The organism is Microbacterium limosum, from assembly GCF_036324365.1.
Lineage (GTDB): Bacteria > Actinomycetota > Actinomycetes > Actinomycetales > Microbacteriaceae > Microbacterium > Microbacterium limosum.
Genome location: NZ_CP137080.1, coordinates 1,036,241 through 1,059,475 on the forward strand (window position 1 = coordinate 1,036,241; position 23,235 = coordinate 1,059,475).

Sequence of the window (23,235 nt, forward strand, 5' to 3'; positions counted from 1 at the left end):
CAGAATACGGCTCGGCGGGGCCGCGTCCGTGCGACACCCGCTCGTGGCGGACATTCAGGTCGTCTTGGATAGGCTGGGACGTCCGATTCCGCGCCGAGACCACCCACGGCGTGACGAGGAGGGGTTCTTCTTTGCGATTCGTCTGGGCCGTGCTGGCCTTCGTCATTGCTGCCGTGCTGATCGGTGCGGGCATCGCTCAGCGCACCGTGTTCCTCGGGCCGACCACCGAGGTCGCCGAGATCACCGGGCTCGACGAGCACGCCTACACGCTGGTGGACGGCTCGGTGCTCACCAGCCTGCCAGGCTCGCAGACCCTGCGTGCAGAGGGCGAAGACGTGGTCTTCGCCGCGTACGGCCGCACCACCGACATGACCGCCTGGCTCGCCGACACGACCTATACCCGGGTCGCGATCGACGAGGGCACGATCGCGACGGAGACCGTGGAGCCCGTGGCCGAGGAGCCCGACGCGGAAGACGCGTCCCCGGCGCCCGAGGAAGCCGCTCCCGAGGACGGCAGCGCCGCGGACGAGGGCGCCGCTGCGGATGCCCCGGGGCGCAACCCGGCCGGTTCCGATCTGTGGCTCGACGAGTTCAGCGACTCGGGCACGCTCACCGTCCGGCTCCAGCTTCCCGAGGACATGAGCGTCCTCGTCGCCTCGGATGGCACGCAGCCCGCGCCCGCGCGGATGACCGTCACGTGGCCGATCCAGAACGCCACCCCGTGGGCGGGACCCCTCATCGTGCTCGGCGGTATCGTGATGGCCGCCGGCGTCGTGCTGTACTTCCTCGGCATCCGCCACGCCCGGCGTTCGCGTGGGCCGCGACGCAAGGGTCCGCCGCCGCTGCCCGAGACGCAGCCGATCGACACGCTTCCCCCCTCGGACGGCAAGGGCTTCGTCGGTTCCACTCCGCCTCGCAGGGCCCTGCAGCGCCGTGCGCTGCACGCCCTGCCCGCCCTCGTGGTGGCCGGGCTCGTCGTCAGCGGCTGCTCCGCCGAGGCTTGGCCGCAGCTCGGTCCCACGCCGACCCCGAGTCCCACGGCGACGGTCCTCACGACCGAGGACCAGCAGCAGCCCGTCGTCACCGAGACGCAGGCGCAGCGCATCCTCGCCCGCGTCGCCGAGACGGTGGCGGAGGCGGATGCCGCGGGCGACGCCGACCTGGCAGCGACGCGCCTGGACGGCGCCGTCCTCGCCGAGCGCCAGACGAACTACCAGATCCGCAGCAGCGTCAGCGATCACCCCGCGCTCCCCGCGATTCCGAGCGAGCCGGTGGAGATCGTGCTGCCCGAGGCGAAGAACGGCTGGCCGCGCACGTTCATGACCGTCGTGGCGCCGGCCGAGGGCGAGAGCGCCGCCCCCTCCATCGCCGTGCTCACGCAGGACGACCCGTGGAGCGAGTACCGCCTGACGTACCTGGCGAGCCTCGCGGCATCCGCCGAGTTCCCTGGCGGCGTCGCGCCCGCGACGATCGGCGCAGCGCAGGTGCCGCCGGACTCCTCGTTCCTCGTCATCGAGCCGCAGGAGATCGCCGCGGCCTACGCGGACGTGCTCAACAACGGCGCGGAGAGCGCGTACGCCGACCTGTTCCAGGAGGACGGGGATCAGTTCCGCGTGAAGGTCGCGGAGGACCGTCGCACCCGTCTGGAGCAGTTCAACCAGACCGGCGCCGAGACCGGGAGCCTCACGTTCTCGTCCGCCGCCGGGGCCTACGAACCCATCGCGCTGGCCACCCTCGAGTCGGGGGCGATCGTCGCGGTGAGCGTGACCGAGACCGACACGGTGCGCCCCACGAACGAGGACGCGGTCATCCGCCTCGACGGCAATCCCACGGTCCAGGCGCTGGCCGGCACCTCGACGTCGGCCTCGGGCTTCGAGACGACGTTCTCCGACCAGCTCTTCTTCTACGTCCCCAACCAGGCCGACGGCGGGCAGATCCAGCTGCTCGGCTACGCCTCCAACATCCTCAGCGCGGGAGTGATCCAGTGAGCCAGAACGTGACCCCCGGCGCCGTCATGCGCGGTGCCGTCGACCTTTCCTCCCTGCGGAACCGCCCCTCGGGGTCGGGACCCGCCGCGGAGGCCCCCGGATCGGCCGCCGCGTCTGCCGCGGGCGGTGCGGCATCCGTGCCCTCGCTCGTGATGGACGCGACGGATGAGACCTTCGCCGCGGTCTTGGAGCTCTCGCGCACCGTTCCCGTGGTCATCGACCTGTGGGCGGAGTGGTGCGGGCCCTGCAAGCAGCTGAGCCCCGCGCTGGAGCGCGTCGTCACCGAGCTCGGCGGCCGTATCGTGCTCGTCAAGGTCGACGTCGATGCCAATCCCCAGCTGGCACAGGCCTTCCGCGCCCAGTCGATCCCCATGGTGGTCGGTCTCGTCGCCGGTCAGCCCGTGCCCCTGTTCACGGGCGCCGTGCCCGAGGCGCAGATCCGCGAGGTCTTCGCCCAGCTGCTGCAGCTCGCCGCCCAGAACGGCGTCACCGGAACGGCGCAGCCCGCCGGTGCCCCCGGGGACGCGGGGGCACCGGGGGAGCCGGAGGAACCGCCGCTGCCTCCGCTGCACGCCGAGGCGTTCGAGGCGATCGAGGCGGGGGACTACCCGCGGGCGATCTCGGCGTACGAGCGCGCGATCGCGGAGAACCCCGGCGACGCGGACGCCCGCACGGGTCTGGCTCAGGTGCGCCTGCTCGAGCGGGTGCAGGACGCCGACCTGCAGGCGGCGCGGGATGCCGCGGCCGCCGAACCGACGGGGATCGACGCACAGCTGCGGGTCGCCGACCTCGACATCGCCGGCGGGCACGTCGATGACGCGTTCGGGCGCCTCCTCGACCTGTTCGCCCAGCTGGATCCCGAGTCGCGCGCGCCCGTCCGCGAGCGCCTGCTGGAGCTGTTCGGGCTCGTGGGCGACACCGACCCCCGCGTCATCCGTGCGCGCGGGCGTCTCGCCTCGCTGATGTTCTGACCGGGTCGTGCCGCTCCGTCCCGACACGGAGCGGCACGGAGGCATTCACTCCGCCGTGGGGTCCGGTGCATCGCCCCGGTGGGCGAGCCACAGCACGCCGAGCGGCGGAAGCACGAGACTCGCGCGTGCGGGTTCTCCCTCACCACGGTCCTCGGCATACACGACGCCCAAGTTCCCGACGCCGGAGCCGCCGTACTCCGCGGCATCCGAGTTGAGGATCTCCTCCCACACGCCGGGCTCCGGCATGTCGAGCTCGAAGCCGTGGATCGGCACACCGGAGAAGTTGCACACGACGCCGACGATGTTGCCGTGCCAGTCTCGGCGCGCGAAGGCCACGACGCTCGGGTTGTGGTGCGGCCCCCAGATCCGGCTGAATGCGGCGCCGTCGTGGTCGCGCGCCCAGAGGGCGGACCTTTCCACGTAGACGCGGTTGAGCGTCCCGACGAACGACTGCAGCTGCGCGTGCGCCGGCTGGTCGAGGATCCACCAGTCGAGCGCCCGCGACTCCGACCACTCGGAGAGCTGGCCGAACTCCTGCCCCATGAACAGCAGCTGCTTGCCCGGATGCGACCACTGGTACGCCAGCAGCAGCCGGGTGTTGGCGAGCTTCTGCCAGTGGTCTCCCGGCATGCGTGACATGAGCGTGCCCTTGCCGTGCACGACCTCGTCGTGGCTGATGGGGAGCACGTAGTTCTCGCTGAAGGAGTACACGAAGGTGAAGGTGATCTCTCCCTCGTGGTGAGCCCGGTACATGGGGTCGCGCCCGAGGTACTGCAGGGTGTCGTTCATCCACCCCATGTTCCATTTGAAGCCGAAACCGAGTCCGCCCTGGTCGGTCGGCGCCGTCACCCCCGGGAAGCTCGTGGACTCCTCGGCGATCATCGCGATGCCGGGGTAGCGCTTGTAGGCGGTGGCGTTGACCTCCTGCAGGAACGAGATCGCCTCGAGGTTCTCGCGGCCGCCGTGGATGTTCGGCTCCCAGTCGCCTTCCTCCCGGGAGTAGTCGAGATAGAGGATCGACGCGACGGCGTCCACCCGCAGCCCGTCGACGTGGAACTCCTCCAGCCAGTACAGGGCGTTGGCGACGAGGAAGTTGCGCACTTCCCGGCGTCCGTAGTCGAAGATGTACGTCCCCCAGTCGCGGTGCTCGCCGCGGCGCGGATCGGGATGCTCGTAGAGCGCCTCGCCGTCGAAGCGGGCCAGTGCGAAGGCGTCCTTCGGGAAGTGGCCTGGGACCCAGTCCATGATGACGCCGATGCCGGCCTGGTGGATGCGGTCGATGAGGTACCGCAGATCGTCCGGCGTGCCGAAGCGGCTGGTCGGCGCGAAGTAGCCCGAGACCTGGTAGCCCCAGGATCCGCCGAACGGGTGCTCGGCGAGGGGCATGAACTCCACGTGTGTGAACCCGAGGTTCAGGACGTAGTCGATGAGCTCGTCGGCCGCGTCGCGGTAGGACAGGCCGGGACGCCATGACCCGAGGTGCACCTCGTAGATCGACATCGGCCGATCGGTGGGGCTGGTCTTCGCGCGACGCGCCATCCAGTCGGCGTCCTGCCACCGGTGACGGGCCTTCGTCACCACCGACGCCGTTGCGGGCGGCACCTCCGCCGCGCGCGCCATCGGGTCGGCCTTCATGATCCAGTGCCCCGACCGCGTGAGGATCTCGTACTTGTACGTCGAGCCTTCCCCGACCCCGGGCACGAAGAGCTCCCACACGCCCGTCGATCCGAGCGACCGCATGGGGTGGCCCTGGCCATCCCAGCCGTTGACGTCGCCCACCAGGCGCACCGCCTGGGCGTTCGGGGCCCACACCGCGAAAGCGGTTCCGTCGACGCCGTCGATCGTGCGCACGTGCGATCCGAGAACGCGCCACAGCTCCTCGTGGCGGCCCTCGGATATGAGGTGCAGATCGAGCTCGCCCACCGTGGGGAGGAAGCGATACGGGTCATCCGCGATCCAGTCGGGGCCCTCGTCGTAGGTCGCCTCGATGCGGTACGGCTGCGGATCGCGCCGGTGCAGGCCCGCCCACACGCCGTGGCGCTCGTGTTCCAGATCCACGCGGGTGCCGTCCGCGAGGAGGGCGGTGACCGTTCTCGCGAGCGGCCGGCGGACGCGGATGCGCGTGGCCGGCGAGCCGGACGCATCCGTCGCGGGGTGATGACCCAGCACGGAGTGGGGGGAGTAGTGCGACCCCGTCGCGACCCGGTCGAGGTCCTCGGTCGAGATGGTGCTCATCGGGTGCTCCTCACGTGCAGGATGTGGACCGGCTCGGAGAATGCGTCGAGCCGGACGTAGTTGTGGTCGCGCCAGTGCCATACGGCACCCGTGATGAGATCCTCGACCTCGAACTCCTCCCCGGGGTCGACACCCCAGATCCGGGTGTCGAGATGGACGGTGGTCTCACGGGCCGAGTGCGCATCGACATTGGCGACGACGATGATCGTGTCGTCGGCGCCGGTGGGCGAGAGCGCCGCGTCGAGATGCTTGGAGAACACCAGGATCGCGTCGTCGTCGCTCCAGTGGATGTCGATGTTGCGCAGCTGGCCGAGGGCGGGGTGTTCGCGGCGGATGCGGTTGAGCTGCGCGAGATAGGGTGCCAGCGAGTCGCCGCGCTCCTCGGCGCCCTCCCAATCGCGGAACTTGTACTCGTACTTCTCGTTGTCGATGTTCTCCTCTGAGCCGGGGCGTGCGACGCTCTCGTAGAGCTCGTAGCCCGCGTAGACGCCGTAGGTGGGCGCGGCGGTCGCGGCGATCGCGACGCGGATCTTGTAGGCCGCGCGCCCGCCGTACTGCAGGTACTCCGTCAGGATGTCGGGCGTGTTGACGAAGAGGTTCGGGCGCAGGTAGTCCGCCGTCTCGTGGGCGAGCCCGTCGAGGAACTCCTCGAGCTGACCCTTCGTGTTGCGCCACGTGAAGTAGGTGTAGCTCTGCTGGAAGCCGGCCTTCGCGAGTGCCTGCATGATGGCGGGCCGTGCGAATGCCTCGGCCAGGAAGACGACCCCGGGATGCTCCGCGGTGACCTCCCGGATCAGCCACTCCCAGAACTGCAGGGGCTTGGTGTGCGGGTTGTCCACTCGGAAGATCTGCACGCCCTGGGCGATCCAGTGCCGCACGATGCGCAGCACCTCCGCCCGGATGCCGTCCGGGTCGTTGTCGAAGTTGATCGGGTAGATGTCCTGATACTTCTTGGGCGGGTTCTCCGCGTAGGCGATCGTCCCGTCGGGAAGCGTCGTGAACCATTCCGGGTGCTCGGCGACCCACGGATGGTCGGGCGCCGCCTGCAGGGCGAGATCGAGGGCGACCTCGATCCCCGCCTCGCGGGCGGCGTCGACGAAGGCCCGGAAGTCCTCGAGCGTGCCCAGATCGGGGTGGACGGTGTCGTGGCCTCCGTCGGCGGAGCCGATGGCCCACGGCGAGCCGGGGTCGCCGGGGAGGGCCTCCAGGGTGTTGTTGCGGCCCTTTCGGTGAACGGTTCCGATCGGGTGGATGGGCGGCAGGTAGAGCACGTCGAAGCCCATCGCGGCGACCGCGGGCAGCCGCAGGGCGGCCGTTTCGAACGTTCCGCTGACGACGGCGCCGTCGGCCCCGCGCGTCGCGCCCTCGGACCGCGGGAAGAACTCGTACCAGGCGCCGACGCCCGCGCGGGCCCGTTCGACGAGCAGCTCGCGCTCCTCGCCGACCGTCAGAAGGCTGCGGACGGGCCGGGCCGCGAACGACGCCGCGATCCGGTGGTCCTCGACGATGTCGAGGGCGGCCGCGGCATCCGTGCCCTCCTCGCGGAGTCGCCTCGCGGCATCCGAGAGGAGGCGGCGCTCGGCCGCGGGCCGTGACTTCTCGGCCGCGGCGCGCTCGAACAGTGCGGCGCCGATCTCGCACATGAGCTCGACGTCGACGCCCGCCGCGATCTTGATGCCCGCGGCGTGGTGCCAGGTCGCGTACTCGTCGCCGAACACCTCGAAGCGGAACCGCCACACACCCTGTTCGAGGGGAGCCACGAGCACGCTCCAGCGGTCGGTGCCGTCGTCGAGGGGGCTCAGCCGGTGCAGCGACTCATCCCCGGACGGTGCCAGGAGCCGCACGTGCGCGCCGATGCGGTCGTGGCCCTCGCGGAAGGTGGTGACGCCGAACGGGACCGCCTCTCCGACGAACGCCTTGGGGCGGTAGAGCCCGCCGGGAACCGACGGTCGCTGGTCGAAGAGGGGCAGGCGCGGGGCGATCGTGTCGCGGTCGCCCTGCCACGGGGCGGCAGGACGGACCGGGACGGCGGCGCCGCTGCGCCATGCCCGAGAGCTGGTTTTCTGACGAGACGCGGTAGCCACAACCCGAACCTACCGCGCTCAAATGAAGGGCGATACGTGTCGCGTTCCGGGCCTCGATGCGCTATGGGCGACGATCACTCGGCGCGGAAAAGGCGCATGGATGTGGGGGCCAGCTGCACCACGTCGCCCGGCGCGAAGGCGGTTTCGGGCGCCTCGGGGCGCTCGTCGGACGAGCACCACAGCGACACGTAGCGGGACACGCCCGCGATCTCGGGAAGCGTGACCCGGGCGGGCTGCTCCGTGCCATGGACCATCAGCAGGATGCGGTTGAACGCCTCGGTCTCGGGGGTCGACGCCGCGACGTACTGCAGCGTGCGGTGGGCGGGGCTCGTCCACCGCTCGGCCGACATCGTCTCGCCGTTCTCGTCGAACCAGTCCATGACCGAGGCGGAGGGAGTGACCCGATCCTGCCGGGCGAAGTGGACCGGTCGTAGCGCGGGATTCTCCCGCCGCACCCGGGTGAGATGGCGCACGTGCTCCACCAGGTCGTCCTGCCACGGCTTGTGATCCCAGCGCAGCCAGGTGAGCGGGCTGTCGTGGCAGTATGCGTTGTTGTTGCCGCGCTGGGTGCGACCGAACTCGTCGCCCGCGGTGAGCATCGGAACCCCCGCGGACAGCAGCAGCGTGCCGAGCAGGTTGCGCATCGCCCGCCGTCGCGTGGCGAGGATCGCCTCGTCGTCGGTCGGCCCCTCGGCCCCGTGGTTGAAGGATCGGTTCGTGTCCGCGCCGTCGCGGTTCTGCTCGCCGTTGGCGAGGTTGTGCTTGACGTCGTAAGAGACGAGGTCGTGCAGGGTGAAGCCGTCGTGCGCCGTGACGAAGTTGACGCTCGCGAGGGGACCGCGCTCCTGATCGAAGGTGTTCGAGGAACCGGCAAGGCGGGTGGCGAAACCCCCGATGCCGACCGGGGAGGTCGAGGCGCGACGGGCGTAGTCGATGTCGCTCAGCCAGAAGTTGCGGACGCGGTCGCGGTAGCGGTCGTTCCACTCGCTCCAGCCCGACCCGAAGTTGCCGGTCTGCCAGCCGCCCATTCCCACATCCCAGGGCTCGGCGATCTTCTTGACCCCCGCGAGCGCGGGATCGTCGACGATGGCCCGCAGCAGCGGATGCTCGGGGGTGAAGTGGTGCTTCTCGTCGCGGCCCAGGGTGGCCGCGAGATCGAGGCGGAATCCGTCGACCTGGACGTCGTTCGCCCAATAGCGCATCGAGTCGAGCACGAGCCGCGCCGCGGCATCCGTCGACGTGTCGATCGCGTTGCCGCACCCCGTCTCGTCGACGTACGTGCCGTCGTCGAGCTGCCGGTAGTACGCACGGTTGTCGATGCCGCGAAGGCTCGTGCGCGGGCCGCCGAAGCCCTCCTCGGCGGTGTGGTTGTAGACGACGTCGAGGATGACCTCCAGGCCCGCCTCATGCAGGAGCTTCACCATGCCCTTGAACTCGCGCAGCACCGCTTCCGGTCCCTCCCGCCGGTTCGCCTCGGTCGCGTAGGGCGCGTGCGGGGTGAAGAAGTTGAGCGAGTTGTAGCCCCAGTAGTTCGACAGGCCGAGCTGGTGCAGGCGGGGCTCGCTCGCGAACGCGTGGACGGGAAGGAGCTCGACGGCCGTGACCCCGAGGCGGAGGAGATGATCGATCATCGCCGGATGGGCGAGGCCCGCGTACGTGCCGTGCAGGGCGGGCGGGATGCCGGGGTGCCGCTTCGTGAGGCCCTTCACGTGACCTTCGTAGATCACGGTGCGATCCAGCGGCGTCTTGGGTTTGGCGACACCGCCCCAATCGAAGGAGCGGTCCACGACGACGGAGCGCCAGTCACCGCCGCCCGCGGCCCACCCTCCCGAGACCAGACCGCGGGAATACGGCTCGACGAGGAGGGTGCGCGGGTTGAACGCGTTGCCGGGACCGCTGGGACCGGAAACGCGGATGGCGTAGCGGGCGCCCGGACGAAGACGGGGGGATCGCACCTCCCACACCCCGTGGCCGACGGGAGCCAGCGGCGCGGTGTCGGTGATCCAGTCCAGATCGGTGTCGTCGAAGAGGACGAGCTCGATCGAGTCCGCCGCCCCCGACCACACGCGCAGTCGGCCGCCCTCGGCGTCGAGGGTGACCCCGAGATCGTCGAAGGCGGCATCGAGCAGCCCCGGCACGGCGGGCGCAGCGCTCGGACTCGGGCTGACCATGGCGACTACCCTAATCAGCGCAGGGGTCCAGCACGTTACAGCGGCCCCACGACCACGACGCCCGGAGGAGGGACGCGATGGCCGTCTACCTCGACCACGCCGCGACGACCCCGCTGCGCGACGAGTCGCGAGAGGCGTGGATCGCGGCATCCGCGACGCTCGGCAACGCGTCGTCGATCCACGGACCCGGCCAGGGGGCACGGCGCCTGCTCGAGGAGGCCCGGGAGCGGGTCGCGGCCGCGGTGGACTGCGATCCCGTCGAGGTCGTCTTCACCTCGGGGGGCACGGAATCGATCAACACGGCCGTGACCGGACTGCTGCGGGCGCGTCGCGCGGCCTCCTCCTCGCGGAACGCGATCCTCGTGCCTCGTGCCGAGCACCACGCGACGCTCGACGCGGTCGACTGGCTCGAGCGCGCCGGCGAGGCCCGCGTCAGCCGGGTCGAAGTGGATGGCGACTCCGTCGTGGATCTCGCGCAGTGGCGCGCCGCCCTCGAGGCGCCCGACGCCGCGGTGGCGACGATGCTCGCCGCGAACAACGAGACCGGGGCGATGCAGCCGGTCGCCGCGGCATCCGCCCTCGCCGCCGCGGCCGGAGTGCCACTGCACGTCGACGCGGTCGGGGCCTTCGGGCATGCGCCGCTGTCCTTCGCGGGGCTCCGCGCGGAGTCGGGCGCCCGTGCCGCCGGTCTCGTGGCGATGAGCCTGTCCGCCCACAAGTTCGGCGGACCGGTGGGCGTGGGCGCGCTCGTGGTCTCCCGCGATGCGGCCCCCGTGCCGCTGCTGCACGGCGGCGGGCAGCAGCGCGGGCTGCGGGCGGGCACGCAGGATGTCGCGGGGGCCGCCGCACTGGCGGTGGCCGCGGAGCTGGCCGTGGCCGAGCTGGCGCGGGAGGCGGAGCGGCTGGCGAGGCTGCGGGACCGCCTGCAGGCGGGTCTCGTGGCGGCGATCCCCGAACTGCAGGTCTCCGCGGGCGGCGTCGATCGGCTGCCGGGGCATCTCCACGTGCGGCTCCCGGGCGCTCAGGGCGACTCGCTGCTGCTGCTGCTGGATGCCGCGGGCGTCGCCGTGTCGACGGGGTCCGCGTGCCAGGCGGGGGTGCCGGAGCCCTCTCACGTGCTGCGCGCGATGGGCGTCGAGGACGCGGACGCCCGCGGCGCACTGCGGATCACGCTGGGGCGAACGAGCACGCCCGATGACGTCGCGGCGGTGCTCGGTGCCCTGCCCGGCGCGTACGAGCGGGCGCGCCGGGCGGGGCTGTCTTCGCGGGCTGTCTCCGGGCGCTGATGCCGCGCGCTGCGGGCGAGCCGGCCCCGGAGCCGCCCGCGCGGGCCCCTCGTAGACTGGGGCGATGCGTGTTCTGGCGGCGATGAGCGGGGGAGTGGACTCCGCGGTGGCGGCCGCGCGCGCGGTCGACGCCGGGCACGACGTGACGGGCGTGCACCTGGCGCTCTCGCGCGCGGGCGGCACGCTGCGCGCGGGCAGTCGCGGGTGCTGCACGGTGGAGGACGCGCTCGACGCGCGCCGGGCAGCCGATCGCCTCGGCATCCCGTTCTACGTGTGGGACTTCTCGGAGCGCTTCCGCGACGACGTCGTAGAGGACTTCGTCTCGGAGTACCGCGCCGGTCGCACCCCGAACCCCTGTATGCGCTGCAACGAGCGGATCAAGTTCGCCGCCGTGCTCGAGAAGGCCCTCGATCTCGGCTTCGACGCGGTGTGCACGGGGCACTACGCGCTCGTGCGAGAGGGGCGCGACGGGCTCGAGCTCCACCGTGCCCACGACGCGGCGAAGGACCAGTCCTACGTTCTCGGCGTGCTCACGGCCGGTCAGCTCGCGCACACGCTCTTCCCGCTGGGCGAGACGCCGTCCAAGGCGCTGGTGCGAGCCGAGGCCGAGGCGCGGGGCCTGAGCGTTGCCAGCAAGCCCGACAGCCACGACATCTGCTTCATCCCCGACGGCGACACGCGGGGGTGGCTCGCCGAGCGCGTGGGCGCCGAGCGCGGCCAGATCCTCGACCAGAGCGGCGAGGTCGTCGGCGACCACGACGGCGCGCACGCGTTCACCGTCGGTCAGCGGCGCGGACTGCGGCTGGGTGTTCCCGCCGCCGACGGCAAGCCCCGGTTCGTCCTCGAGGTCAGGCCCGTCTCCAACACGGTCGTGGTCGGGCCGAAGGAGGCCCTCGCCACCTCCGAGATCGCCGGCGCGCGGTTCAGCTGGGCCGGGGCCCCTGCCCTCGCGGCGGGGGAGGAGTCCGCGTGCGACGTGCAGATCCGCGCGCACGCCGATCCGGTGCCCGCACGGGCCCGGCTGGTCGACGAACACGACGGCGCGCGCGTCGTCGTACGACCCGACATCCCTCTCGACGGCGTCGCCCCGGGCCAGACGGCCGTGCTGTATCGCGGCACGCGGGTGCTGGGCCAGTTCACGATCGATCGCACCGTCTCGGCGGCGCCCGTGGGCGTCTGACGGCTTCGCGCAGGCTTCGCGCGGCATCCGCTCGCGCGCCGGCCGTGCGCCGAGCGCGTCGGAGCCCGAACCTAGACTGATGCGGTGGCAGCCGACGACCAGCACTCCCTCCCCGATCTGACTCTCGAGCAGGCACGCGACGAGGCGCGCGAGCTCACGGAGAAGATCGTCGGTGCGCGTGACGCCTACTACGGGCGAGACGCCGAGCTCGTCGACGACGCCACCTATGACGGGTGGATGCTGCAGCTGGAGGCCATCGAGCGCCTGTACCCCGAGCTGCAGGGGCAGGACTCGCCCACGAGGTCGGTCGGGGCCGCGCAGGGCACGCAGCTCGCCCCCGTCGAGCACGCGGAGCGGATGCTGAGCCTCGACAACGTCTTCTCGATCGAGGAGCTGCGCGAGTGGTGCACGAAGGCGCAGGCCGGCGCGGGTCGACACGTGCGGTGGCTCACGGAACTGAAGATCGACGGCCTCGCGATCAGCCTTCGCTACGAGCACGGCGTGCTCGTCTCGGCCGCAACGCGCGGCGACGGGCGCATCGGCGAGGACGTCACGGTCAACGCGGTGCGGGTCCCCGGCATCCCGCAGCGGCTGTCGGGCTCGGGGCATCCGCCGCTCGTCGAGGTGCGCGGCGAGGTGTTCATCCCGGTCGCGTCGTTCGCCGCGCTCAACGCGCTGCAGGCGCAGATGCGGGATCGCGCCATCGAGCAGTCGCGTGCGCGCTCGCGGGCGTTCGATCCGGAGCGGGCGCGCGTGAGCGCGGAACGCCGGTTCCCCGCCTTCGCCAACCCCCGCAATGCGGCCAGCGGCGGGCTCCGTCAGCAGCTAGACAAGAAGGAGGGCCTCGAGCTGGAAGCGGGGCAGGCACGTCTGGACTCGCTGCGCCTCTTCGTCCACGGCATCGGCGCGTGGGAGCAGCCCCCCGTGGCGTCGCAGAGCGAGATCTACGGCCTTCTCGCGGAATGGGGTCTCCCCACCAGCCCCTACTTCGCCACGAAGGACTCGATCGACGGGGTCGCCGAGTTCGTCGAGCACTACGGCGACCACCGTCACGATGTCGAGCACGAGATCGACGGCATCGTCGTCAAGGTCGACGAGCTCGCCCTGCACGACGAGCTGGGTGCAACCAGCCGCGCTCCGCGATGGGCGATCGCGTACAAGTACCCTCCCGAGCAGGTCAACACGAAACTGCTCGACATCGTCGTGTCGGTGGGTCGCACCGGGCGCGCCACGCCCTTCGCGATCATGGCGCCCGCCCGCGTCGCCGGGTCCGTGGTGCGGCAGGCGACGCTGCACAACCAGGACGTGGTGCGCGCGAAGGGCGTGCTGATCGGCGACACCGTCGTGCTCCGCAAGGCGGGAGATGTCATCCCCGAGGTGCTGGGGCCCGTCGTCGAGCTCCGGGACGGCACCGAGCGGGAGTTCGTGATGCCGAGCGAGTGCCCGGAGTGCGGCTGGACCCTGGCCCCGGCGAAGGAGGGCGACATCGACCTGCGCTGCCCCAACACGCGGGCGTGCCCGGCGCAGGTGCGGGGCCGGGTCGAGCACATCGGCTCGCGGGGCGCGCTCGACATCGAGGCGCTCGGCGAGGTGACGGCGGCGGCTCTCACGCAGCCGTCCACCCCCTCCCAGCCGCCCCTCGAGACCGAGGCGGGGCTGTTCGACCTGACGATCGAGCAGCTCGTGCCGATCGAGGTGATCGTGCGGGATGCCGAGACGGGTGAGCCCCGCGTGGACGCCGCGACGGGGGAGCGCGTGCTGAGGGCGCCGTTCCGCCGCAACCCCTCCGCCGCCGAGAAGAAGCAGGGCGCGACGGGGCCGCAGCCCTCCGCGCAGGCGCTCACGCTGCTCGAAGAGCTCGAGAAGGCCAAGACCAAGGAGCTCTGGCGCTTCCTGGTCGCGTTCAACATCCGTCACGTGGGTCCGGTCGCCGCGCGGGCGCTCGCGCAATGGTTCGGCTCGGTCGCTGCGATCCGCGCCGCGTCGCGGGAAGAGCTCGCGACCGTCGAGGGAGTCGGGGGCATCATCGCCGATGCCGTCATCGACTGGTTCGAGGTCGATTGGCACCGCGAGATCGTCGAACGATGGGAGGCGGCCGGTGCCCAGTTCTCGACACCGGGCCATCCGGGGCCGGGGGCCGCGGGGGGCGGCGGCGTGCTCGAGGGGCTCACCGTCGTCGCGACGGGCTCGCTCGAGGGCTACACCCGCGAGGGTGCCCAGGAGGCGATCATGGCGGCGGGCGGCAAGGCCGCGTCGAGCGTGTCGAAGAAGACGGACTTCGTGGCCGCGGGGCCGGGAGCGGGCTCCAAGCTCGCGAAGGCGGAGGCGCTGGGTGTGCGCATCATCGACGCGGCCCAGTTCCGCCTGCTGGTGACGGAGGGCCCGGGAGCGCTGGCGGCGCTCGACACCGAGGATCGCTGAACCGACGGCGTCCGCCGTCGGCGCGGCACGGCTCCCAGGGCCGCCCCGTCAGCGGCCGGTGGTCAGCTGCAGCAGGGACTCGCGCACCTGGCGGCGCAGTACCTTGCCGATCAGGGACTTCGGCAGCTCGTCGACCACGAATATGCGCCGCGGCACCTTGTAGGGCGTGAGGATGCCGCGCGCGAACTCCCGCACGGACTCCTCGTCGAGCGATACGCCGGGCGCCGGGACGATCGCGGCGACGACCTCCTCGCCCGAGTGCACGCTCGGCAGGCCGACGACCGCGGCATCCTCGACCTGGGGATGCTGGCGCAGCGCGATCTCGACCTCGGTGGGAGCGACGTTGAATCCACCCGTGATGATCAGCTCCTTTATGCGGTCGACGATGCGCACGAATCCCGACTCGTCGATCGTCACGATGTCGCCGGTGCGGAACCAGCCGTCCACGAACACGTGCTGCGTCTCCTCGGGCTTTCCGTAATAGCCCCCGAAGACCTGCGGACCGCGCACGAGCAGCTCGCCGGCTTCCCCGGCGTCCACGTCGCGGGTGGGGTCGTCGGGATCGACGACGCGGCACTCCGTCCCGGGGAGCGGAAGCCCCACCGTGCCCGGGACACGGTTCTCGGCGACGGGGTTCGCCATCAGCACGGGGGAGCACTCGCTCAGGCCGTATCCCTCGACGAGGTAGCCGCCCGTTGCCGCCTCGAACGGCACGACCAGCTCATGGGGCAGCGCCATCGCGCCGGAGATCGCGACCTCGGTTCCCTCGAGCGAGACGCCCCGCTCCCGCGCCGCCGTCAGCAGCCGGTCGGCGATCGGGGGGACGAGGGGAAGGAAGGTCGCGGGGTGCTTCTTCGTCACCGCGAGCACCATGTCGGGGTCGAAGCGGGGGAAGAGCACCAGACGCGCCCCCATCGACATCGCGAAGGTGAGACACAGCGTCAGGCCGTAGGCGTGGAACATCGGGAGCACGGCGTAGACGACGCATCCCTCACCGCGGCGGATCGAGGGCACCCACGCCCGCGCCTGTGCGGCGTTGGAGATGAGGTTGCGGTGCGTGAGGGCGGCGCCCTTGGGGGTGCCGGTCGTGCCGCTGGTGTATTGGATGATCGCCAGGTCGTCGGTGCCGGGGGCAGGCACGCTCGCGGGGAGCGGGTCGCTCCGCAGGAGCGTCTCCCACGGGATCGCACCGCTCACACGAGCGGTGAGTGCCTCGCGCGCCTTACGGGCCCTGGCGACGGGCAGACGGAGGGCGGCGCGGGTGCGCAGGGGCATCGCACGCGTCACATCGACGGAGACGAGGGTGCGCACCGCGACGTCGGACGGGAACGCCTGCACCGATGCGGCGACCTTGCTCCAGACGATCGCGTGCACGGCGCCGTGGTCCTCGAACTGCTTGCGCAGTTCGCGCGGCGTGTAGAGCGGGTTGTGCTCGACGACGACGGCGCCGAGCCTCAACACGGCGTAGAACGCCACGATGTGCTGAGGACAGTTGGGCAGGACGATGGCGACGGGGTCGCCGGATCGGACCCCCCGCTCGCGAAGTCCGGCCGCGGCCCGCTCGATCTGGTCCTGCAGCTCGCGGTATGACATCGTGCGCCCGAAGAACTGCAGGGCGGGAGCGTCCGGGTAGTCCCGGGCGGATGCCGTGACGATGTCGACCAGCGAGCCCGAGACGGGCTCGAGATCGGCGGGAACGCCCTCGGCGTAGCTTCGGATCCAGGGGCGCGGGGGATCGTACGTCGTCACGCCGCCAGCCTAATGGGGGTGCATCGCGTGGCCCGGGGGGCCAGTGTGGTGTCCGAGTCCACCAGCGAGTGAGCACTCCTCCAGCCTGACGCCGTCATGAGGTCTAGGCCTAGATCGTGCCCTCGCTGGTTGGTGAGGAGGCCGTGATGGCTGCTGGGATGACGTGCTTCGAGCACTGAACCATTAGGACGCTGCGAGCTTTCTCCGGGACGAGCAATGATCAGGTTCGCGAAGGGAGCGGGGACGATGTTGTTCCTCGGTGATGACTGGGCGGAAGCCCACCACGACATCGAACTGCAGGACGAGCAGGGCGCAGTGCTGGTTCGGCGTCGACTGCCGGAGGGGGTGACGGGGTTGGCGCGGTTGCACGCGCTGATCGCGGATCATCTCGACGACGCCGACGATCCGAGCGTGGTGTTCGTGGGGATCGAGACGGATCGGGGCGGGTGGGTGCAGGCTCTGATCGCGGCCGGGTACTCGGTGTATCCGATCAACCCGCAGCAGTCGGCCCGGTACCGTCAGCGGCACTCGACGTCGGGCGCGAAGAGCGACCCCGGGGATGCGCACGTGCTCGCGGAGATCGTCCGCACCGACCGTGATCATCACCGGCCCGCGACCGGCGACAGCGACCTCGCCGAGGCCGTGAAGGTGCTGGCGCGGACCCATCAGACGATGATCTGGTCGAAGCAGCGGCAGGCCAATCAGCTGCGGTCGATGCTGCGAGAGTTCTACCCTGCCGCGTTGACCGCGTTCAGCGACGACCTCGCCGGACGAGACGCCCTCGCCGTCCTCGCCGCCGCGCCGACCCCGGCCGCCGGACGGGCACTGACCCGGACCCGGCTGGTCTCAGTGCTGCGCCGGGCGGGACGGCGACGCAACCTCGAACACCGCGCGATCGAGATCCTCACCGCTCTCCGGTCCGAGCAGCTCGAACTGTCCGGACCAGTCGCGGCCGCCTACGGCGCCGGGGTCACCGCGATCGCGACAGTGCTGACCGCGATGACCGGTCAGATCGCTGCGCTGGAAGCCGAGGTCGAGTCGTGTTTTGGCCGGCACCCGGACGCTGAGATCATCACCAGCCAACCCGGCCTGGGGAAGGTCCTCGGCGCGAGGGTGCTCGCCGAGTTCGGAGACGACCCCGACCGCTTCGCCGACGCGAAAGCACGCCGGAACTACGCCGGCACCAGCCCCATCACCCGCGCGTCCGGCACCCGACGGGTCGTGCTCGCCCGCTACGCCCGCAACAGACGCCTCGCAGACACCATGCACCAACAGGCGTTCTGCGCACTCAGCACGTCACCCGGCGCTCGAGCGTTCTACGACGCCCACCGCGCCGCGGGAAACACCCACCACGCTGCGCTACGAGCCCTCTCGAACCGGCTCGTCGGGATCCTCGACGGCTGCCTCCGCCACCACACCCGCTACGACGAAACCATCGCCTGGGCACACCGCCACACCCTCGCCGCTTGACAACCTACGACCCTGGGATATCTAGGTGCCGCCACCCGGGGCCGGAGCGGCGCGGGGGTGCCGCCTAGAATGGGGCGGTGTCTGAAATCACCCCCGAACTCGTGCGCCATCTGGGCGTGCTCGCACGGATACAGCTGACCGACGACGAGGTGCAGACCCTGACGGGCCAGCTCGATGTGATCGTCGACAACATCGCGAAGGTGTCGCAGGTGGCCACGCCCGACGTGCCCGCCACGAGCCACCCCGTGCCGCTCGAGAACGTCTTCCGCCCCGACGAGGTCGCCGACACGCTCACGCGCGACCAGGTCCTGCAGAACGCCCCCGATTCCGCCGACGGCCGCTTCCGGGTCACGGCGATCCTGGGGGAGGAGCAGTGAGCGACATCACCCGCCTCACCGCCGCGGACCTCTCCGACAAGCTCGCCGCCGGTGAGCTCTCGAGCGTCGAGGTGACGCGCGCCCACCTGGCGCGCATCCTGGACGTCGATGCCGACGTCCACGCGTTCCTGCACGTGAACGAGCGGGCCGAGCAGATCGCCGCCGAGATCGATCGGCGGCGGGCCTCGGGGGAGACGATGCACGCGCTCGCGGGCGTTCCGCTCGCCATCAAGGACGTGCTCGTCACGACCGACATGCCCTCCACGAGCGGCTCACGCATCCTCGAGGGGTACATGTCGCCCTTCGACGCGACCGTCGTGTCGCGGGCTCGCGCCGCGGGGATGGTTCCCCTCGGCAAGACGAACATGGACGAGTTCGCGATGGGCTCCTCGACGGAGCACTCCGCCTACGGCCCGACGCGCAACCCCTGGGATCTCGACCGCATCCCCGGCGGCTCCGGCGGCGGCTCCGCCGCGGCGGTCGCCGCATTCGAGGCGCCGCTGGCCCTCGGCAGCGACACCGGCGGGTCGATCCGGCAGCCCGCCCACGTGACCGGCACGGTCGGCATGAAGCCGACCTACGGGGGCGTCAGCCGCTACGGCGCGATCGCGCTGGCCTCCAGCCTCGATCAGGTCGGTCCCGTCACGCGCACGGTCCGCGACGCGGGCCTGTTGCACGATGTCATCGGCGGGCACGATCCGCACGATTCGACGTCGCTGCGTCACGACTGGCCGTCGTTCGCCGAGGCCGCCCTCGAGGGCGCCCGCGGGGACGTGCTCAAGGGTCTGCGACTCGGCGTGATCCGTGAGCTGCCCGACAGCGGATTCCAGGCCGGCGTCGCCGCCTCTTTCCACGGCGCGCTGGACGCGCTCGCCGCGCACGGTGCCGAGATCGTCGAGATCAGCGCCCCCCACTTCGAGTACGGGGTCGCCGCCTACTACCTGATCCTTCCCGCGGAGGCCTCGAGCAACCTCGCGAAGTTCGACTCGGTGCGCTTCGGCATGCGGGTGACCCCGCACGCGGGCGCCACGGTCGAGGAGGTCATGGCGGCCACGCGCGAGGCCGGCTTCGGACCCGAGGTGAAGCGCCGCATCATCCTCGGCACCTATGCCCTCTCGGCCGGCTACTACGACGCGTACTACGGCAGCGCGCAGAAGGTGCGCACGCTCATCCAGCGCGACTTCGACGCCGCGTTCGGCCAGGTGGATGTCATCGCGACGCCCTCCGCGCCGACGACGGCCTTCCGCCTCGGCGAGCGCATCGACGACCCGCTGCAGATGTACCTCAACGACGTCACGACGATCCCGGCCAACCTCGCGGGCGTGCCGGGGATCTCGATCCCGACGGGCCTCGCCGAAGAGGACGGCCTGCCCGTCGGCATCCAGTTCCTCGCCCCCGTCCGCGAGGACGCCCGCCTGTACCGTGTCGGCGCCGCCCTCGAGTCGCTGCTCGAATCGTCGTGGGGCGCACCGCTGCTGGACCGCGCCCCTGCTCTGACTCCCGGAGGAACCCGCTGATGGCCGCCGCGAAGCTGATGGACTTCGACCGTGCGCTCGAGCTCTTCGAGCCCGTGCTCGGGTTCGAGGTGCATGTAGAGCTGAACACCGCGACGAAGATGTTCTCGTCGGCGGGCAACCCCGCCCACGACGCGAACCACGGCGCCGCCCCGAACACGCTCGTGGCCCCCGTGGACATGGGCTTGCCGGGTGCCCTGCCGGTCGTCAACGAGGAGGCCGTGCGGTCCTCCATCAGTCTCGGTCTGGCGCTCGGCTGCCAGATCGCGCCGTCGAGCCGATTCGCGCGGAAGAACTACTTCTACCCCGACCTCGGTAAGAACTACCAGATCAGCCAGTACGACGAGCCCATCGCCTTCGAGGGGCGCGTCGTGGTCGAGCTCGAGGACGGCACCGAGGTCGGCATCGACATCGAGCGCGCCCACATGGAGGAGGATGCCGGAAAGCTGACCCACGTCGGCGGGTCGACCGGCCGCATCCAGGGGGCGGAGTATTCGCTCGTCGACTACAACCGCGCCGGCGTGCCGCTGGTGGAGATCGTGACGAAGCCGATCGTGGGCGCAGAGCACCGTGCGCCCGAGATCGCGAAGGCCTATGTCCAGACGATCCGCGACATCGTCCGGGCGCTCGGCATCTCCGAGGCGCGCATGGAGCGCGGCAACCTGCGCTGCGACGCGAACGTGTCGCTGCGTCCTCGCGGGCAGGAGAAGTTCGGCACGCGCACCGAGACGAAGAACGTCAACTCGATGCGGTCGGTCGAGCGGGCCGTGCGATACGAGATCCAGCGTCAGGCCGCCATCCTCGAGGCGGGCGGCACCATCACGCAGGAGACGCGGCACTGGCACGAGGACACCGGGCGCACCTCGCCCGGTCGCCCGAAGTCGGACGCGGATGACTACCGGTACTTCCCCGAGCCCGACCTGCTCCCCGTCGTGCCGGCACCCGAGCTCGTCGAGCAGCTGCGAGCAGCGCTGCCGGAGGCGCCCGCGGCCCGTCGTCGCCGTCTGAAGAGCGAATGGGGCTTCACCGATCTCGAGTTCCAGGACGTCGCCAACGGCGGAATCCTCCCCGAGGTGGAGGCGACGATCGCGGCCGGTGCATCTCCCGCCGCGGCCCGCAAGTGGTGGACGGGTGAGATCGCCCGCATCGCGAACGCGCAGGACCGCGAGGCGGGCGAGCTCGTCTCGCCGGCGGATGTCGCGGCGCTGCAGGGGCTCGTGGATGCCGGAACCCTCACCGACAAGCTCGCCCGCCAGGTGCTGGAGGGCGTCATCGCGGGGGAAGGGACGCCGCAGGAGGTCGTGGACGCGCGCGGTCTCGCGGTCGTCTCCGACGACGGCGCGCTCATCGCCGCGATCGACGAGGCATTGACGGCGCAGCCCGACGTGCTCGCGAAGATCCGCGACGGCAAGGTGCAGGCCGCCGGCGCGATCATCGGCGCGGTCATGAAGGCCATGAAGGGTCAGGCGGACGCCGCGCGCGTGCGCGAGCTCATCCTGGAACGCGCCGCGCAGGCGTGATGCGGCGGCCTCGCCCGCCGTGTCGGAAGCCGCGGGGAGAATGGGCCCATGGGACGGGGTGACGGCAGCGGGCGCATCGTGTCGCCGGAGGGCGCGGACGACACCGGAACCGGCATCCTGCACGTCGACATGGACGCCTTCTACGCGGCCGTCGCGGTGCTGGATGACCCGAGCCTCGCGGGCAAGCCGCTGATCATCGGATCCCCGGAGGGCCGCTCGGTCGTCTCGAGCGCGTCGTACGAGGCTCGTCGGTTCGGTGTGCGCAGCGCCATGCCCGTCAGCCAGGCGCTCCGGCTGTGTCCGTGGGCGATCGTCGTCGCGCCGCGCTTCGAGCGCTACCTCGAGCTGTCGGCTCGGGTCATGGCCGTCTTCGAGGAGTTCACCCCGCTCGTCGAACCGCTCTCGATCGACGAGGCCTTCCTCGACGTGCGGGGGGCGCGCCGGCTGTGGGGGAGCCCCGGGCAGATCGGCGCCGCACTGCGCCGCCGCGTGCTCGAGCGCACCGGGCTGACCTGCAGCGTCGGGGTCGCCGCCACCAAGCACGTGGCGAAGATGGCCTCCACGCGCGCCAAGCCCGACGGCCTTCTCATCGTGCCCGAGGCGCAGACGCAGGCGTTTCTGGAGCCTCAATCGGTCCGCGCGATGTGGGGTGTGGGGCCGAAGACCGCCGAGGCGCTCGAAGGCCGAGGCATCCGCACCATCGGCGACATCGTGCGCACGCCGCGGGAGGTCCTCGACCGCGTCGTCGGCCGCGCGGGGGGAGAGCGGCTGTGGCACCTCGCGCGCGGGATCGATCAGCGTCGCGTCGACACCGAACGCATCGAGAAGAGCGTCGGCCATGAGGAGACGTTCTCCGACGACGTCGCGGACCCGGAGTTCCTGGGGGCCGAGCTGCTGCGGCTCTCCGATCGGGTCGCTCGGCGGCTGCGGCGGTCGGGGTGGGAAGCGGCGACGGTGGCGATTAAGGTGCGCTACGCCGACTTCTCGACCCTCACCCGGTCCCGCACGCTGACCGAGCCCACCGACGTGGGGCAGCGGATCGGCGACACCGCCAGGGAGCTCTTCGGTTCGCTCGAGGAGGGCCGGCCGGTACGGCTACTCGGCGTGCGCGGCGAGAACCTGCGCGGGGCCGCACACGGCATGTCCCTCTGGGACGACGACGAGGAGCGCCGCCGGCTCGAGGGCGCGCTGGATGACGCGACCAGCCGCTTCGGCGGAAACGCGGTGATGCGCGCGTCACTCGTGGGCCGTACGGGCGGGCCCCGCAGCCTGCCCTCCCACCCGAAACCCCCGCACGACCCCCGCCCCTGACGGGGGTCGTCAGCGGACCCCCGGAGCGATAGCGTGGCATCATGCCCAACATCGCTTTGGAACTCGGCAAGCAGTCCGCGCACTTCGGCGTCGAAAGCGCCTATGGCGAGCAGCAGGATGTGGACGGCGTGCGCTTCATCCCGGTCGCCGCGACATGGCACGGTTTCGGCGGCGGATCCGATGAGTCCGGCAACGGCGGGGGAGGGGGCGGCGGCTATTCGGTCCCCTTCGGCGCGTACGTGCGGCGCGGCGACGACCTCCGGTTCGAGCCCAACCTCGTCGCACTCCTGGCGGTCGCCATCCCGTTCGTGTGGGTGGCCGGTCGCGCCCTCAGCCGTGTCATCCGCGCGCTCAAGAAGTAGCACGCCGGCGCAGGACCCTTTCGGGCTTGCCGTGGCGGATGCCGCGGCCGCCGTACTCCGCGCCGTCGAGGGCATCGAGGCGCTCAACCCCGTCATCCTCATCGACGGTCGCAGCGGCGCCGGCAAGTCCACGCTCGCGCGTGCCCTGGTGTCGGCCTGGCCCGCCGCGGGCCGGGTGCAGCTCGTCGCCCTCGATTCGATCTACCCCGGGTGGGACGGCCTGGCCGCGGGCGTGGAGATCGCGCGGCAGGACATCCTGGTGCCCCACGCACGCGGCCTCGTCGGGGTGTGGCGCCGATACGACTGGGATGCCGGGGCCCCCGCGGAGGCGCATGCCGTCGATCCGTCGCTCCCTCTCATCGTCGAGGGTGCCGGCATCCTGACTCCGCAGACCGCGCGGGTGGCCGACGTCGCGGTATGGCTCGATTCCCCGGAACGCTCGCGCCGCCACCGGGCGCTGGCGCGGGACGGAGACGCCTACGAGCCCCACTGGGAGCGGTGGGCGCTCCAGGAGGCCGAGCACATCCGCGAGCATCGCCCGCACGCCCTCGCCCACGTGAACGCGGTCATGCCGTAGGCGGCAGCGCCGCCTGGCC

16 protein-coding genes are annotated in these 23,235 nt (G+C 71.4%); 12 read left to right on the forward strand and 4 right to left on the reverse strand.

All coding sequences use genetic code 11. The annotated features are described in order from the left end of the window. Positions 1 to 131: 131 nt before the first annotated feature. Both RYJ27_RS05010 and RYJ27_RS05015 read left to right on the forward strand, forming a co-directional pair. The gene (locus RYJ27_RS05010; RefSeq protein WP_330171648.1) at positions 132 to 1,988 is read left to right on the forward strand and encodes a DUF8094 domain-containing protein; all 1,857 of its coding nucleotides are present in this window, start codon (positions 132 to 134) and stop codon (positions 1,986 to 1,988) included. 26 nt (positions 1,989 to 2,014) lie between these two features. Beyond that, positions 2,015 to 2,959: a tetratricopeptide repeat protein gene (locus tag RYJ27_RS05015; RefSeq protein ID WP_330171991.1), complete on the forward strand. Its 945-nt coding sequence runs from the start codon at positions 2,015 to 2,017 to the stop codon at positions 2,957 to 2,959. A 45-nt stretch (positions 2,960 to 3,004) separates the two neighbouring features. Here the strand turns inward: RYJ27_RS05015 and glgB are convergent, their stop codons facing one another. From glgB to glgX, 3 genes are all read right to left on the reverse strand, one after another. Beyond that, positions 3,005 to 5,194, reverse strand: coding sequence for a 1,4-alpha-glucan branching protein GlgB (gene glgB / locus RYJ27_RS05020; RefSeq protein WP_330171649.1), 2,190 nt, complete (start codon positions 5,192 to 5,194; stop codon positions 3,005 to 3,007). Next, on the reverse strand, positions 5,191 to 7,278 hold the full coding sequence (locus tag RYJ27_RS05025; protein ID WP_422732864.1) for an alpha-1,4-glucan--maltose-1-phosphate maltosyltransferase: 2,088 nt from the start codon (positions 7,276 to 7,278) through the stop codon (positions 5,191 to 5,193). The genes glgB and RYJ27_RS05025 overlap by 4 nt, the downstream gene beginning before the upstream one ends. Before the next feature lie 74 nt (positions 7,279 to 7,352). Next, the gene (gene glgX / locus RYJ27_RS05030) at positions 7,353 to 9,449 is read right to left on the reverse strand and encodes a glycogen debranching protein GlgX (RefSeq protein WP_330171650.1); all 2,097 of its coding nucleotides are present in this window, start codon (positions 9,447 to 9,449) and stop codon (positions 7,353 to 7,355) included. Positions 9,450 to 9,526: 77 nt separating this feature from the next. On the opposite strand from glgX, the gene RYJ27_RS05035 reads away from it, so the two are divergent. The 3 genes from RYJ27_RS05035 (at position 9,527) to ligA (ending at position 14,336) form a co-directional block, all read left to right on the forward strand. Then, positions 9,527 to 10,735: a cysteine desulfurase family protein gene (locus RYJ27_RS05035; RefSeq protein WP_330171651.1), complete on the forward strand. Its 1,209-nt coding sequence runs from the start codon at positions 9,527 to 9,529 to the stop codon at positions 10,733 to 10,735. A 64-nt stretch (positions 10,736 to 10,799) separates the two neighbouring features. After that, positions 10,800 to 11,915 carry a tRNA 2-thiouridine(34) synthase MnmA gene (gene mnmA, locus RYJ27_RS05040; RefSeq protein WP_330171652.1) on the forward strand — a complete coding sequence of 372 codons (1,116 nt, stop codon included), beginning with the start codon at positions 10,800 to 10,802 and terminating at the stop codon, positions 11,913 to 11,915. Between the two features lie 237 nt (positions 11,916 to 12,152). Continuing rightward, entirely contained in the window at positions 12,153 to 14,336 is a 2,184-nt protein-coding gene (gene ligA, locus RYJ27_RS05045; protein ID WP_422732885.1) for an NAD-dependent DNA ligase LigA, read from the forward strand. A 48-nt stretch (positions 14,337 to 14,384) separates the two neighbouring features. Here ligA and RYJ27_RS05050 read toward each other — a convergent pair whose 3' ends face one another. Continuing rightward, positions 14,385 to 16,085 carry a long-chain-fatty-acid--CoA ligase gene (locus RYJ27_RS05050; protein ID WP_330171654.1) on the reverse strand — a complete coding sequence of 567 codons (1,701 nt, stop codon included), beginning with the start codon at positions 16,083 to 16,085 and terminating at the stop codon, positions 14,385 to 14,387. 246 nt (positions 16,086 to 16,331) lie between these two features. On the opposite strand from RYJ27_RS05050, the gene RYJ27_RS05055 reads away from it, so the two are divergent. The 7 genes from RYJ27_RS05055 to RYJ27_RS05085 all read left to right on the forward strand — a co-directional run bounded on the left by RYJ27_RS05055 (position 16,332) and on the right by RYJ27_RS05085 (position 23,216). Then, positions 16,332 to 17,555, forward strand: coding sequence for an IS110 family RNA-guided transposase (locus RYJ27_RS05055; RefSeq protein ID WP_330171993.1), 1,224 nt, complete (start codon positions 16,332 to 16,334; stop codon positions 17,553 to 17,555). 77 nt (positions 17,556 to 17,632) lie between these two features. Continuing rightward, entirely contained in the window at positions 17,633 to 17,932 is a 300-nt protein-coding gene (gene gatC, locus RYJ27_RS05060) for an Asp-tRNA(Asn)/Glu-tRNA(Gln) amidotransferase subunit GatC (RefSeq protein ID WP_330171655.1), read from the forward strand. Continuing rightward, positions 17,929 to 19,449 carry an Asp-tRNA(Asn)/Glu-tRNA(Gln) amidotransferase subunit GatA gene (gene gatA, locus RYJ27_RS05065; RefSeq protein ID WP_330171656.1) on the forward strand — a complete coding sequence of 507 codons (1,521 nt, stop codon included), beginning with the start codon at positions 17,929 to 17,931 and terminating at the stop codon, positions 19,447 to 19,449. Before gatC ends, gatA begins: the two co-directional genes overlap by 4 nt. Beyond that, positions 19,449 to 20,966: an Asp-tRNA(Asn)/Glu-tRNA(Gln) amidotransferase subunit GatB gene (gatB, locus tag RYJ27_RS05070; protein ID WP_330171657.1), complete on the forward strand. Its 1,518-nt coding sequence runs from the start codon at positions 19,449 to 19,451 to the stop codon at positions 20,964 to 20,966. Before gatA ends, gatB begins: the two co-directional genes overlap by 1 nt. Positions 20,967 to 21,014: 48 nt before the next feature. Then, positions 21,015 to 22,277 carry a DNA polymerase IV gene (locus RYJ27_RS05075; protein WP_330171658.1) on the forward strand — a complete coding sequence of 421 codons (1,263 nt, stop codon included), beginning with the start codon at positions 21,015 to 21,017 and terminating at the stop codon, positions 22,275 to 22,277. A gap of 41 nt (positions 22,278 to 22,318) precedes the next feature. Continuing rightward, on the forward strand, positions 22,319 to 22,639 hold the full coding sequence (locus tag RYJ27_RS05080; RefSeq protein ID WP_330171659.1) for a hypothetical protein: 321 nt from the start codon (positions 22,319 to 22,321) through the stop codon (positions 22,637 to 22,639). A 31-nt stretch (positions 22,640 to 22,670) separates the two neighbouring features. Further along, complete coding sequence (locus RYJ27_RS05085; RefSeq protein WP_330171660.1) at positions 22,671 to 23,216, forward strand: nucleoside/nucleotide kinase family protein; 546 nt, start codon at positions 22,671 to 22,673, stop codon at positions 23,214 to 23,216. The last annotated feature ends 19 nt before the right edge of the window (positions 23,217 to 23,235 follow it).

Bases quoted from the DNA above. Each gene is read 5' to 3' on its own strand.
- ligA (WP_422732885.1), top strand. From the start codon at position 12,153: ATGCTGCAGCTGGAGGCCATCGAGCGCCTGTACCCCGAGCTGCAGGGG.
- RYJ27_RS05080 (WP_330171659.1), top strand. From the start codon at position 22,319: ATGCCCAACATCGCTTTGGAACTCGGCAAGCAGTCCGCGCACTTCGGC.
- glgX (WP_330171650.1), bottom strand. From the start codon at position 9,449: ATGGTCAGCCCGAGTCCGAGCGCTGCGCCCGCCGTGCCGGGGCTGCTC.
- gatB (WP_330171657.1), top strand. From the start codon at position 19,449: ATGGCCGCCGCGAAGCTGATGGACTTCGACCGTGCGCTCGAGCTCTTC.
- RYJ27_RS05055 (WP_330171993.1), top strand. From the start codon at position 16,332: ATGTTGTTCCTCGGTGATGACTGGGCGGAAGCCCACCACGACATCGAA.
- RYJ27_RS05035 (WP_330171651.1), top strand. From the start codon at position 9,527: ATGGCCGTCTACCTCGACCACGCCGCGACGACCCCGCTGCGCGACGAG.
- RYJ27_RS05015 (WP_330171991.1), top strand. From the start codon at position 2,015: ATGCGCGGTGCCGTCGACCTTTCCTCCCTGCGGAACCGCCCCTCGGGG.
- mnmA (WP_330171652.1), top strand. From the start codon at position 10,800: ATGCGTGTTCTGGCGGCGATGAGCGGGGGAGTGGACTCCGCGGTGGCG.
- glgB (WP_330171649.1), bottom strand. From the start codon at position 5,194: ATGAGCACCATCTCGACCGAGGACCTCGACCGGGTCGCGACGGGGTCG.
- RYJ27_RS05075 (WP_330171658.1), top strand. From the start codon at position 21,015: ATGGGACGGGGTGACGGCAGCGGGCGCATCGTGTCGCCGGAGGGCGCG.